Origin of the sequence: Actinomycetospora chlora (assembly GCF_039542135.1) — a bacterium.
GTDB classification, from domain to species: domain Bacteria; phylum Actinomycetota; class Actinomycetes; order Mycobacteriales; family Pseudonocardiaceae; genus Actinomycetospora; species Actinomycetospora chlora.
Genome location: NZ_BAABHO010000002.1, coordinates 175,345 through 188,041, shown reverse-complemented (window position 1 = coordinate 188,041; position 12,697 = coordinate 175,345). Strand labels below are relative to the sequence as shown.

12 protein-coding genes are annotated in these 12,697 nt (G+C 74.4%); 11 read left to right on the top strand and 1 reads right to left on the bottom strand.

Annotation, left to right across the window (positions count from 1 at the left end):
• Positions 1 to 65: 65 nt before the first annotated feature.
• The 11 genes from ABD994_RS01995 (at position 66) to ABD994_RS01945 (ending at position 12,267) form a co-directional block, all read left to right on the top strand.
• Complete coding sequence (locus tag ABD994_RS01995; RefSeq protein WP_345410669.1) at positions 66 to 1,223, top strand: acyl-CoA dehydrogenase family protein; 1,158 nt, start codon at positions 66 to 68, stop codon at positions 1,221 to 1,223.
• 86 nt (positions 1,224 to 1,309) lie between these two features.
• A complete protein-coding gene (locus ABD994_RS01990; RefSeq protein ID WP_345410740.1) occupies positions 1,310 to 2,848 on the top strand; it encodes an acyl-CoA carboxylase subunit beta in 1,539 nt (512 codons plus the stop codon).
• A gap of 5 nt (positions 2,849 to 2,853) precedes the next feature.
• A complete protein-coding gene (locus ABD994_RS01985) occupies positions 2,854 to 4,797 on the top strand; it encodes an ATP-binding protein (protein WP_345410667.1) in 1,944 nt (647 codons plus the stop codon).
• Positions 4,794 to 6,524, top strand: a complete 1,731-nt coding sequence (locus tag ABD994_RS01980) for an acyclic terpene utilization AtuA family protein (RefSeq protein WP_345410666.1) — start codon at positions 4,794 to 4,796, stop codon at positions 6,522 to 6,524. Before ABD994_RS01985 ends, ABD994_RS01980 begins: the two co-directional genes overlap by 4 nt.
• Positions 6,521 to 7,537: a TIGR03617 family F420-dependent LLM class oxidoreductase gene (locus tag ABD994_RS01975; RefSeq protein WP_345410665.1), complete on the top strand. Its 1,017-nt coding sequence runs from the start codon at positions 6,521 to 6,523 to the stop codon at positions 7,535 to 7,537. Before ABD994_RS01980 ends, ABD994_RS01975 begins: the two co-directional genes overlap by 4 nt.
• Entirely contained in the window at positions 7,537 to 8,679 is a 1,143-nt protein-coding gene (locus tag ABD994_RS01970; RefSeq protein WP_345410664.1) for an acyl-CoA dehydrogenase family protein, read from the top strand. The genes ABD994_RS01975 and ABD994_RS01970 overlap by 1 nt, the downstream gene beginning before the upstream one ends.
• A gap of 36 nt (positions 8,680 to 8,715) precedes the next feature.
• A complete protein-coding gene (locus ABD994_RS01965) occupies positions 8,716 to 9,198 on the top strand; it encodes a GNAT family N-acetyltransferase (protein WP_345410662.1) in 483 nt (160 codons plus the stop codon).
• 5 nt (positions 9,199 to 9,203) lie between these two features.
• Positions 9,204 to 9,590 carry a hypothetical protein gene (locus tag ABD994_RS01960; protein ID WP_345410660.1) on the top strand — a complete coding sequence of 129 codons (387 nt, stop codon included), beginning with the start codon at positions 9,204 to 9,206 and terminating at the stop codon, positions 9,588 to 9,590.
• A 76-nt stretch (positions 9,591 to 9,666) separates the two neighbouring features.
• Positions 9,667 to 10,389 carry a hypothetical protein gene (locus ABD994_RS01955; RefSeq protein ID WP_345410659.1) on the top strand — a complete coding sequence of 241 codons (723 nt, stop codon included), beginning with the start codon at positions 9,667 to 9,669 and terminating at the stop codon, positions 10,387 to 10,389.
• A gap of 55 nt (positions 10,390 to 10,444) precedes the next feature.
• Positions 10,445 to 11,791 carry an O-acetylhomoserine aminocarboxypropyltransferase/cysteine synthase family protein gene (locus tag ABD994_RS01950; protein WP_345410657.1) on the top strand — a complete coding sequence of 449 codons (1,347 nt, stop codon included), beginning with the start codon at positions 10,445 to 10,447 and terminating at the stop codon, positions 11,789 to 11,791.
• The gene (locus ABD994_RS01945; protein WP_345410656.1) at positions 11,788 to 12,267 is read left to right on the top strand and encodes a CoA-binding protein; all 480 of its coding nucleotides are present in this window, start codon (positions 11,788 to 11,790) and stop codon (positions 12,265 to 12,267) included. The genes ABD994_RS01950 and ABD994_RS01945 overlap by 4 nt, the downstream gene beginning before the upstream one ends.
• Here ABD994_RS01945 and ABD994_RS01940 read toward each other — a convergent pair.
• The gene (locus ABD994_RS01940) at positions 12,264 to 12,668 is read right to left on the bottom strand and encodes a hypothetical protein (RefSeq protein WP_345410655.1); all 405 of its coding nucleotides are present in this window, start codon (positions 12,666 to 12,668) and stop codon (positions 12,264 to 12,266) included. The genes ABD994_RS01945 and ABD994_RS01940 overlap by 4 nt on opposite strands.
• Between the last annotated feature and the right edge of the window lie 29 nt (positions 12,669 to 12,697).

The following is a 12,697-nucleotide window of genomic DNA, read 5'->3' as shown; positions in this document are numbered from 1 at the left end:
CCGTGTCGAGCGAGGGGCACCTTCGCTCGGGTAGATCGAGCGCGGGTGCCCCTCGCTCCGAACCGGTGAGCGCCCACGACGCGTGGGCGACGCCCGAGCGGCGTGCCCTGCGGGAGCTGGTCGCCGACTTCACCGTCCGCGAGGTGGTCCCGCACCTCGCGCGCTGGGAGGACGAGGGCGCGCTGCCGCGGGCGCTGCACGAGCGCGCCGGCGAGCTGGGCCTGCTCGAGCTGGGCTTCCCGGCCGCGGCGGGCGGGGCCGGCGAGCACCTCGACGCCGCGCTGGTCACCGAGCAGCTGATCCTCTCCGGTGGGTCGAGCGGGGTCTGCGCGGGTCTGTTCACCCACGGCATCGGCGTCCCGCACATCGCCGCCGCGGGCGACCCCGCCCAGATCGACCGGTTCGTGCGCCCGGTGCTCGCCGGGCGCGCCATCGCGAGCCTCGGCGTCACCGAGCCCGGCGCCGGGTCCGACGTCGCGGCGATCACCACCCGCGCGGTGCGCGACGGCGACGACTACGTCGTCGACGGCGCCAAGACCTTCATCACCTCGGGCACCCGGGCCGACCTCGTCACCACCGCCGTGCGGACGGGCGGACCGGGGCACCGCGGCCTGTCCCTGCTGGTGATCGAGACCGACCGGGCCGGGGTCTCGCGCTCGCGGCTGCGCAAGATGGGCTGGCACTGCTCCGACACCGCCGAGCTGCACTTCGACGGCGTCCGCGTGCCGGCGGCGAACCTCGTCGGTGCCGAGGGCACCGGATTCCGCCAGATCATGGTCAACTTCGCGGCGGAGCGGCTGTCGCTCGCCGTGCAGGCGTACGCGACGGCCCAGCGCTGCGTCGACCTCACCGTCGACTGGGTCCGACGACGCACGACGTTCGGCGAGCCGCTGGCGCGCCGGCAGCTGGTGCGCCACCAGATCGCCGAGATGGCCCGCGAGGCGACGGTCGCGCGCACCTACGTCCGGGACGTCTTCGCGCGCTGGCAGGCCGGGTCGCCCGACACCGACGTCGTGACCGAGCTGGCCATGGCCAAGAACACCGCCGTCGCGGCGTGCGACGCCGTCGTCGACCGAGCGGTCCAGCTGCACGGAGGGATGGGCTACATGCACGGCGTGGAGGTCGAGCGCCACTACCGCGACGCGCGCATCCTCGGCATCGGCGGCGGCGCCACCGAGATCATGGACGAGGTCGTGGCGGGCCGGCTGGGGCTGGACGGGTGAGCGCCGTCCCCGACGTCTCGCCCGCCGCGGTGCTGGGCTCGCGGCTGGACCCGTCGTCGCCGGAGTACGCCGCCGACCGTGACACCATGCTCGACGCCCTGCGCGGCGTCGACGAGGTCGCCGCGACGGTGCTCGAGGCCGGCGGCCCCACGTACGTCGACCGCCACCACGACCGCGGCAAGCTCACCGCCCGCGAGCGCGTCGACCTGCTCCTCGACCCCGACGCCGCGTTCCTCGAGATCGGCGCGCTGGCCGGCGCCCACGAGCCCGACCTCACCACGCCGGGTGCCGGCCTGGTCGTCGGCATCGGGGCGGTGAGCGGGGTGGAGTGCCTGGTCGTCGCCAACGAGCCGACGGTCAAGGGCGGCTCGATCACGCCGATCGGCGTCACCAAGCAGCTGCGGGCGCTGGAGATCGCCGAGCGCAACCGCCTGCCCGTCGTCGCCCTCGTCGAGTCCGGCGGGGCCGACCTACCCCGCCAGGCCGACCTGTTCGTCCCCGGCGGGCGCACCTTCCGCGAGATGACGCGGCTCTCGGCCCAGGGCATCCCGACGATCGCGCTGGTCTTCGGCTCGTCCACCGCGGGCGGGGCCTACATGCCGGGGATGAGCGAGTACACGGTGTTCGTCCGCGGTCAGGCCACCGTCTACCTGGGCGGGCCGCCGCTGGTGAAGATGGCGATCAACGAGGACGTCGACGACGAGACCCTCGGCGGCGCGGAGATGCACGCCCGCGAGTCCGGGCTCGCCGACCACCTCGCCGCCGACGAGCGCGACGCCCTGCGGATCGGGCGCCGGATCGTCGCCGACCTGGGCTGGCGCAAGGCCGGGCCGGGCCCGACGCTGCCGCCCGACCCGCCGCGCTTCCCCGCCGAGGAGCTGCTCGGCTGCGCGGCGAGCGACCCGAAGCGCTCGGTCGAGGTGCGCGACGTGCTCGCGCGCGTGCTCGACGGCTCGCGCTTCGACGAGCACAAGCCGCTCTACGGCACGACGCTCGTCTGCGGCTGGGGCTCGATCGGCGGCTTCCCGGTCGGCGTGCTCGCCAACAACGGGATCCTGTTCTCCGAGGAGTCGCAGAAGGGCGCGCAGTTCGTGCAGCTCGCGAACGCACGGTCGATCCCGCTGCTGTTCGTCCAGAACATCACCGGGTTCATGGTCGGGTCGGCCTACGAGCGCGGCGGGATCATCAAGGACGGCGCCAAGCTGATCAACGCGGTGTCGAACTCCGAGGTCCCGCACCTGACGCTCATGGTCGGCGCCTCGTACGGGGCCGGGAACTACGGCATGTCCGGGCGGGCCTACGACCCGCGATTCGTGTTCACGTGGCCCAACCACCGCATCGCGGTCATGGGCGGCACCCAGCTCGCCGGCGTCATGTCGATGGTGCAGCGCCGCTCGGCCGAGCGCGCGGGCCGGGCGTACGACGAGGACACCGACCGCGCCACCCGGAAGGCCGTCGAGGACGCGGTCGAGGCGCAGTCCAACGCCGTCTACGCGTCGGGGCGGATGTGGGACGACGGCGTCATCGACCCCCGCGACACCCGCACCGTCCTGGGCCTGGCCCTCTCGGCCGTCCACTCCGCCCCCGTCACCGGCGCGACCCGCTTCGCGCCGTTCCGGATGTGAGGACCGTGATCAGCACGCTGCTCGTGGCCAACCGGGGGGAGATCGCGCGGCGGGTGATCCGAGCGGCGCGGGCGCTCGGGATCCGGACCGTCGCGGTCCACTCCGAGCCCGACGCCGACGCCCCGCACGTGGCCGAGGCGGACCGGGCGGTCGCGCTGCGCGGGTCGACGAGCAGCGAGACCTACCTCGACGTCGAGCAGGTCCTCGCCGCCGCGCGGGCCACCGGCGCCGACGCCGTCCACCCCGGCTACGGCTTCCTCTCGGAGAACGCCGCCTTCGCGCGCCGCTGCGCCGCGGCCGGGCTGACGTGGGTCGGCCCGGACCCGGCGGCGATCGCGGCGATGGGCGTCAAGCACACGGCCAAGGCGCTGGCCCGCGAGGCCGGTGTCCCGACGCTGCCGGACGCGCTCCTGGAGTCCGACGACCCGGCCGACTGGGCCGCCGCGGGCGAGCGGGTCGGGTTCCCCCTGCTGGTCAAGGCCAGCGCGGGCGGCGGGGGCAGCGGGATGCGGGAGGTCCGCGACGCCGCCGGCCTCGCCGACGCCGTCCGCTCCGCCCGCGCCGAGGCCGCCCGCAGCTTCGGCGACGACACCGTCTTCCTCGAGCGCCTGCTCGACGCGCCACGGCACGTCGAGATCCAGGTCGTCGGCGACGCCCACGGCCACGTCGTGCACCTCGGCGAGCGCGAGTGCTCGATCCAGCGCCGCCACCAGAAGGTCGTCGAGGAGGCGCCGTCGCCGGTCGTGTCGGCGGAGCTCCGCGCGCGGATGGGCGCCACGGCCGTGGCCCTCGCGCAGCAGCTGGGCTACGTCGGCGTCGGGACCGTCGAGTTCCTGCTCGACGACGCCGGGCGGTTCGCCTTCCTCGAGATGAACACCCGGCTGCAGGTGGAGCACCCGGTCACCGAGGAGGTCTACGGCGTCGACCTCGTCGCGCTGCAGCTCGCGATCGCCGACGGCGAGCGGCTCCCCTTCGGCCAGGACGACGTCGTCCCGCGCGGGCACGCCGTCGAGGTACGCCTCTACGCCGAGGACCCCGCCCGCGACGACCGCCCCAGCCCCGGCACGCTGCACCGCTACTCCCACACCTCTCCCGGCAACGACAGCGATCTCCGCTGGGAGGACGCGCTCGGGGAGTCCGGCGAGGTCAGCGCCTTCTACGACCCGATGATCGCCAAGGTGATCGCCCACGCGCCGACACGCACGGCCGCCGCGCTCCGGCTCGCCGCCGGGCTCGCGCGCGCGGAGATCCACGGCCCGGCCACCAACCGCGACCTGCTCGTCGCCGTCCTGCGCGACCCCGACTTCCTCGCCGGCGAGACCCGCACCGACTTCCTCGACCGCCACCCGCAGCTGCGCACCCCGCCCCCGGCGACCCCGCGGGTCGTGCACCTCGCGGCGGCGGTCGCCGCCACGAGTGCCGCACGCCGGGCGCGCGATCCCCTCAAGGACCTCGCCCCGCCCGGCTGGCGCCTCCTGCGCGGGGCACCCCGGCCGGTGGTCCCGTGGGAGGGCCCGGACGGCGAGGTCGTCCCCGATCTCGACGGCGTCGGCCTGCGCGACGTCACACCCGACGGCGCCCGCGTCACCCTCGACGGCGTCGAGTACGGCTGCCGCGTCACCCACCACGACGCGCCCGGCGGTGTCACCGCCTACGTCGACGACGGCGAGGGCCACAGCGCCTGGCGCGAGGTGCCGCGCCTGCCCGCGCCGCACGCCGCGGCGGGCGGGGCCGGGCCGGTCAGCGAGGTCCCGGGGACCGTCGTCGAGGTGCTGGTGCGCGAGGGCGAGCACGTCGTCGCCGGGCAGAAGCTCGTGGTGCTCGAGGCCATGAAGATGGAGCACCCCGCGCTCGCCGCCGCCGACGGCGTCGTGGAGACCGTGCACGTCGCGGTCGGCCAGTACGTCGAGGCACACGCCACGCTCGTCACCCTGGGGACGCCCGAGTGATCGCCGTCGCGAACGTCTCGGGCTTCTACGGCGACCGGCTCGCGGCGGCCCGCGAGATCGTCGACGCGCACCTCGAGGGCCGCGCCCACGTCGACGTCCTCACCGGCGACTGGCTCGCCGAGCTGACGATGGGCCTGCTCGCCAAGCAGCGCGACCGCGGCCGTGGCGGCTGGGCGACGACGTTCGTGACGCAGATGCGCGACGTGCTCGCCGACTGCCGCGACGCCGGCATCCTCGTCGTCGCCAACGCCGGCGGGCTCGATCCGGCGGGCTGCGCGGCCGAGGTCGCGGCGATCGACGACCGCGCGCACGTGGCCTGGGTGGGCGGCGACGACGTCACCGAACAGGTCCGCGCCCTGGGTGAGCGGGCGACGCACGCCGAGACCGGCGAGCCCATCCCCGACGAACCCATCGTCGCCAACGCCTACCTCGGCTGCCGCGGGATCGTGTCCGCGCTCGAGGCCGGGGCGAACGTCGTCGTCACCGGGCGGGTCACCGACGCCGCGGTCGTCGTGGGGCCGGCGGCGTGGCGCCACGGCTGGGGTCCCGACGACCTCGACGCGCTCGCCGGCGCCGTCGCCGCGGGCCACGTCATCGAGTGCGGGCCGCAGGCCACGGGCGGCAACTTCTCGTTCGCCGGCGAGCTCGCGGGCACCGAGCGCATCGGCTTCCCGATCGCCGAGATCGACGCCGACGGCTCCGCGGTGATCACCAAGGCGGCGGGCACCGGCGGCGCGGTGACCGTCGAGACCGTCACCGCCCAGCTGCTCTACGAGGTCGACGGCCCGCGCTACCCGACCCCCGACGTCGTCGCCCGCCTCGACACGATCACCCTCACCGAAGAGGGGCCGGACCGCGTCCGCATCGCCGGGACGCGGGGCGAGCCGCCGCCCCCGACGGTCAAGGTCGGCGCGGTGCTGCCCGCCGGGTGGCACAACGAGATGACGTTCGTGCTCACCGGCCTGGACGTCGACGCGAAGGCCGAGCAGGCCCTCGCCGCGCTGTGGGCGGGCGTGCCGGGTGGGCGCGACGCCTTCGAGCGCGTCGAGACCCGGCTGCTGCGCGCCGACCGCGAGGACCCGGCGCGGATGACCGAGGCGGTCTCGCTGCTCACCGTCGCCGTCGCGGGCAGCAAGGACGTGTGCGCCCGGCTGTCCCGGGCCGCGGTGGAGACCGCGCTCGCCGGCTACCCCGGCTTCTTCGCCACCACCCCACCCGGCCCGGGCAGCCCGGCGAGCGTGTTCTGGCCGGTGCTCCTGCCCGCCGCGGACCTGCCCCAGCTCGTCGGCCTCGGCGAGCGCACCTGGACCGTGCCCCCGCCGGCCGTCGCGGCGAGCGAACGGGGAGTTCCGACGCCTAGAAGCAGCGAGATACCCGTTCGCTGCGACACCACGGTGCGCGCTCCGCTGGGCCGCATCCTCGGGGCGCGGTCGGGCGACAAGGGCGGCAACGCGACGCTCGGGCTCTGGGCCCGGGACGACGCCGCGCACGCGTGGTTGAGCGGCTGGTGGGACGACGCGCACGTCGCGTGGCTGCTCGGCGAGGACGCCGCCGGCTGCTCGTTGCGGATCTGGGCGCTGCCGCGGCTGCGCGCGGTGGGCGTGACCGTGGTGGGGTTCCTCGGGCGGGGCGTCGCCGACAACCTCGCGCTCGACCCCCAGGCCAAGGGTCTCGGCGAGTTCGTCCGGGCCCGCCACGTCGACATCCCCGAGGAGCTGCTGCGATGAAGGTCGACGCCACCGTCGTCACCGGCGGGCTGACCGCGTTCGCCGACGACGCCGTCGTCGCCGAGGAGGCCGGCTACGACGCCGTCTGGGCCTCGGAGACCCAGCACGACCCGGCGGTCATGATCACGCTCGCGGCCACCCGCACCGAGCGGATCACGCTCGGCACGGCGATCACCGTCGCGTTCGCCCGCACGCCGATGACCACGGCGATGACGGCCAACGACCTCCAGGAGATGACGGGCGGGCGCTACGTCCTGGGCCTCGGCACGCAGATCAAGCCGCACGTCACCAAGCGGTTCTCGATGCCGTGGTCCGAGCCGGCACGCCGGATGCACGAGTACATCCGCGCCGTCCACGCGATCTGGGACGCGTGGTCGACCGGGGAGCGCCTCGACTTCCGCGGCGACTTCTACACGCACACGCTGATGACGCCGTTCTTCTCGCCGGGCCCGAACCCGCACGGCAACCCGCCGATCCACCTCGCCGGCGTCGGACCGCGGATGACGACGGTGGCGGGCGAGGTCGCCGACGGGTTCATGGCCCACGCCTTCTCCACCGAGCGCTACCTGCACGAGGTGACGCTGCCGGCGCTGCACGAGGGCTTCGAGAAGGCCGGCACCGACGGCTCCGGCTTCGAGTTCTCCGCCACCGCGCTCATCGCCACCGGCAACACCGAGGAGGAGTTCGCCGAGTCGGTGCGCGACGTCCGCCGCCAGGTCGCGTTCTACGGCTCGACGCCCGCCTACCACCCGGTGCTCGAGCTGCACGGCTGGGGCGACCTCGCCCGCGAGCTCAACACCCTGTCGAAGAGGGGCGAGTGGGAGGCCATGGGCGAGGCCGTGGACGACGAGGTCCTGCACACCATCGCGATCGTCGCCGAGCCCGACGAGGTCGGGCCGGCCCTGGAGCGGCGCTTCGGCGGTGTCGCCCAGCGCGTCCCGCTCTACGCGCCGACCGGGTCGCAGACCGACCGCTGGGGGCCCGCCCTCGCGCACCTGCAGGGAGTGAAGTAGTGGTCGCGTTCACCGAGGAGCACCAGGCGTTCCGCAAGACCGTGCGGACGTTCGTCGAGCGGGAGATCGACCCGTACGTCGACGCCTGGGAGCGCGACGGGCGGATGCCCACCCACGAGCTGTTCGGCAAGCTCGGCGAGCTGGGCTTCCTGGGTCTCGAGTACGACCCCGCCTACGGGGGCGGCGGCGCCGACCACCTGTTCGCGGTGGTGCTCGCCGAGGAGATCGGGCGCGCCGACGCCGCCGGGGTCGGCATGGCGATCGCCGTGCAGACCGACATGGCCACGCCGTCGCTGCACCGCTTCGGCTCCGAGGAGCTCAAGCAGACCTACCTCGCGCCGGCGATCCGGGGCGAGCACGTCACCGCGATCGCGGTCACCGAGCCCGACGCCGGGTCGGACGTCGCGGGCCTGAAGACCCGCGCGGTCCGCGACGGCGACCACTGGGTGATCCACGGCTCGAAGCTCTACATCACCAACGGCGTCGAGGCCGACTGGCTGTGCCTGCTCGCGCGGACCTCCGACGAGGGTGGCGCGCGCGGCATGTCGCAGATCGTCGTGCCCACCGACACGCCCGGCGTGAGCGTCTCGCGCAAGCTGGACAAGCTCGGCAACCGCTGCTCGGACACCGCCGAGCTGGCCTTCGACGGCGCCCGGGTACCGATCAGCAACACCATCGGCCGCGAGGGCCGCGGGTTCCAGCAGCAGATGGCGCAGTTCCAGAACGAGCGGATGGTGGCCTGCTACGGCCGCGTCGGTGCCTGCGAGCGCGCCCTGGACCGCACGGCGGCCTACCTGCGCGGCCGCGAGGCCTTCGGCGGCCCGCTGATCGGCAACCAGTACCTGACCTACCAGCTCGCCGAGCTCTACGCCCGCCTCGACATGTGCCGCCACTACAACTACGCCTGCGCCGAGGCCTTCATGCGCGGCGAGGACACGTCGAAGTTCGCGACGATCGCCAAGCTCGCGGTCGGGCGGCTCTGCGAGGACGTGGCCCGCACCTGCCTGCAGTACCACGGCGGGCTGGGCTACATGGAGGAGACGTGGACCGCGCGGTTCCTGCGCGACATGCGGATCACGTCGATCGGCGGCGGCGCCGACGAGGTCATGCTCCAGGTCATCGCCAAGATGCACGGCATGTGAGTGGTTGGGGCCCCGACAGGGCCCCACACTGCTCCCGTGGGGATCGAGGTGCTGCCGCTGCCGGCCGAGCAGGCGGTGACGCTGCTGACCGAGCCGGAGGCGTTCGCCGACCGGTTCGGGCTCACGCTCGTCGACGGCTACCTCGCGTTCCCGGAGGCCCTCGAGCCCACGGTGACGGCGCTCGAGGGCGGGGTGGACCCGGCGTGGTTCGCCCACCTCATCGTCGAGGGGACCGAGGTCGTCGGGCTCGGCGGGTTCACCGGGCCGCCCGAGGACGGTGAGGTCGAGATCGGCTACTCGGTCGCCCCGTCCCGGCGTGGGCGGGGCGTCGCGTCGGCCGCGGTCGGGCTCTGGCTCCGGCACGCCCGTACCGGTGGGGTGCGGCGGGTCACGGCCCACACGAGCCCGCAGGAGAACGCGTCGGTGCACGTGCTGCGCCGCCACGGCTTCACCCACGACGGCGAGGTGATCGACCCCGACGAGGGGACCGTGTGGCGGTGGGTCCTGGATCTACGGTGATCGTCGTGACCCCGCCCGCCCCCGTCCGGCGCTCGTTCGTGCTGTGGATCGCGGCGGTCGTCGTCGGCCTCGTCGCGAGCGTCGTCGGCCTGGCGGAGGCGCCCGCGACCGCCGCGCCGACCGGGCTGGTCGTCGGCCTGGTGGTGCTCGTGCTCGTCGTCGGGTGCGCGGTCGCCCTGCGCCGGGGACGGCCCTGGGCGCGTCTGGTGCTGACGCTCGTCGGCGGGCTGTCGGTGCTGGTCACCGTGCTGGGCCTGCTGCTCTCCGCCGGGCAGGGCGTGACGTTCGGGGCGGTCTCGACGGTCGCCGGCCTCGCGCAGGCGGCGCTGATCGTCGCCGCGATCCTCTCCGCCCACCAGGCGGGGGCGAACGCGTGGTTCCGGCATGAGTAACCGGCCCACCACGGGGCGCAGATGTGAGTAGGTCGTTCGCCTGTTCGCCCGGTCCGGGCCGCCCTACCGTCCGGCCATGAGCGCACCCACCCCGCCCGACGGACGATCCGACCCCCGGTACGGAGCCCCCCACCACGGAGGCCAGCAGTACGGCCCGCAGTACGGCCCGCCGTCCGGCCAGCAGCAGCCCCCGCCCGGCTACGGCCCGCCCCCGGGGTACGGCCCGCCCCCCGGCTACGGCCCACCGACCGGTCCCGGGCAGCAGCGGCCCTACGGCCCGCCCTACGGCGCCCAACCACCGCCGTTCAGCCAGCAGATCTACGGCCAGCAGTACGGCCAGCAGCAGGCCGGTCCCAACCCGCTGATCCCGCCGGGCTTCGGCGGGGTGCCGCTGCCGGCGGGCATCCCCGCGCCGGTGGAGCGCGCGTTCCGGCTCTGGCTCGGGATCATCGCCGTCAACGTCCTCGGCGTGGTCGTCACGACGATCGGGGTCGGCGACTACGTCTCGGGCGTCGGCATCGTGTTCGCGCTGATCGGCGCGGCGATCGGGGTGTTCCTCGCCCTGCACTTCCGCGGGCAGCGGCAGTGGGCGCGCCTCGTGCTGACGGTGCTCACCGGGCTCGCGATGCTCTCGAGCCTGATCGCGCTCTTCGGCGCCCTCGTGCTGCTGGCGTTCGCGCCGGTGTACGGCGTCGTCCAGCTCGCGGTCAGCGTCGTCTTCCTCGCCGGCGGCACCCTCGCGCTGATCAACGCGTGGAACGCGCAGTCGAACGCGTGGTTCGGGAAACTCGGCCTCTGACCCGTTCGCCGTCCCACCCCTGCGTGCCCGGCGATCCCCGGTGTAGAACGACGGGGTGGCAGGCAACGACCGTCCCTGGGGTTTCCGCACCCGCGCGGTGCACGCGGGCGCCGTGCCGGACGCGGCCACCGGCGCGCGGGCGGTGCCGATCTACCAGTCCACGAGCTTCGTCTTCGAGGACACCGCCGACGCCGCCAACCTCTTCGCCCTGCAGAAGTACGGCAACATCTACAGCCGCATCGCCAATCCCACGGTCGCCGCGTTCGAGGAGCGGCTGGCCAGCCTCGAGGGTGCGCTCGGAGCCGTCGCCACCAGCTCCGGGCAGGCCGCGGAGTTCCTGACCTTCGCCACGCTCGCCGGCGCCGGCGACCACATCGTCGCGTCGTCGGCGCTCTACGGCGGCACCGTCACCCAGCTCGACGTCACCCTGCGCCGCTTCGGCGTCGACACCACGTTCGTGCCCGGCGACGACCCCGACGCCTACCGCGCCGCGATCACCGACCGCACCCGCTTCGTCTTCGCCGAGATCGTCGCCAACCCCTCCGGCGACGTCACCGACGTCGCGGCGCTTGCCGAGGTCGCCCACGGGCGCGGCCTGCCGCTGGTCATCGACTCGACCATGGCCACGCCCTACCTGTGCCGCCCGATGGAGCACGGCGCGGACATCGTCATCCACTCCGCCACGAAGTTCCTCGGCGGCCACGGCACGACGATCGGCGGCGTGATCCTCGAGTCCGGCCGCTTCGACTGGGGCAACGGCAACTTCCCGCAGATGACCGAGCCCAACCCGTCCTACGGCGGGCTCACGTGGTGGGGGAACTTCCAGGAGTTCGGCTTCCTCACCAAGATTCGTTCGGAGCAGCTGCGCGACATCGGCGCGACGCTCTCCGCGCACTCGGCGTTCCTGCTGCTGCAGGGCATCGAGACGCTCCCCCAGCGCATGGACTGCCACGTCGCGAACGCCCGGCGCGTGGCGGAGTGGCTCGAGGCCGACGAGCGCGTCGCGTGGGTCAGCTACGCCGGCCTGCCGAGCCACCCGCACCACGAGCGCGCGCGGCGCTACCTGCCGCAGGGGCCGGGCGCGGTGTTCAGCTTCGGGGTCCGTGGCGACACCGAGGACGCCGCCCGCGACGCCGGTCGCCGGTTCATCGAGGCGGTGCAGCTGTGCAGCCACCTCGCCAACATCGGCGACGCCCGCACGCTCGTGCTGCACCCGGCGTCGACCACCCACCAGCAGCTGACCGCCGACCAGCTGCGCGAGGGCGGTGTCCGGCCGGACCTGATCCGCATCAGCGTCGGCATCGAGGACCCCGAGGACATCCTGTGGGACCTCGACCAGGCACTGACGGAGGCCACGATGGAGACGAAGCGGAGCGGAGCTCGACGGGTGGAGGCCACGTGAGCTGGACCCCGCCCACCGCGCAGGAGCGCCAGGCGATCCTGCGGCGCACGAGGACGGTCGCGATGGTCGGCGCCTCGCCGAACCCGGCGCGGGCGTCGAACTTCGTCGCGACCTACCTGCTCGGCTCCACCGACTTCGACGTGTACTTCGTCAACCCGAACGCCACGGAGATACTCGGCCGGCCGGTGTACCCGTCGCTGGACGCGCTGCCGGTGCCCCCCGACCTCGTCGACGTGTTCCGGCGCCTCGAGGACCTCCCCGAGGTCCTCGACGCGACGATCGCGGTCGGGGCGTCGACGTTCTGGACCCAGTTCGGGCTGCGCGACGACGCGGTGGCGCAGCGCGGGGTCGAGGCCGGGCTGACGGTCGTCATGGACCAGTGCCTGAAGGTCGAGCACGCCCGCTTCCACGGGGGTCTGCACCTCGCCGGCTTCGACACCGGCGTCATCAGCTCGCGACGTGCCGGCTCGCGCTAGCGCCCACCCGCGGCGCCGCGGCTGAACGACCACGCGGCGACGAGCACGGCACCCACCGTCAGGACCAGGGCGCCCGGGACGTGGATCCACAGCGTCGCGCCCCCGCCGAAGTACGCCTGCACGAAGCTCAGCACGAACACCAGCGCCGCCACGACGACCGGCCACAGGGCCGCCCCGCCGCGCCAGACCAGTGCCGCCGCGATCATCGCGAGGCCGGAGACGACGTGCAGGACGATCGCGCCGGTGGCGTGCAGGTCCTCGGCGTCCTCGGACCCGGCCGGCCCCACGAGCGAGCCCGCCGTGACGAACTGCCAGGCGAGCACGACGACGGTGAGCACCGCCAGCACGCGCAGGGCGGTGAGGGCGGGCGCGGCCGTGCGCGTGGTCGCGGTGTGGCTCATGCGTCCTCCGTACCCCGCGCTGCCCGGAC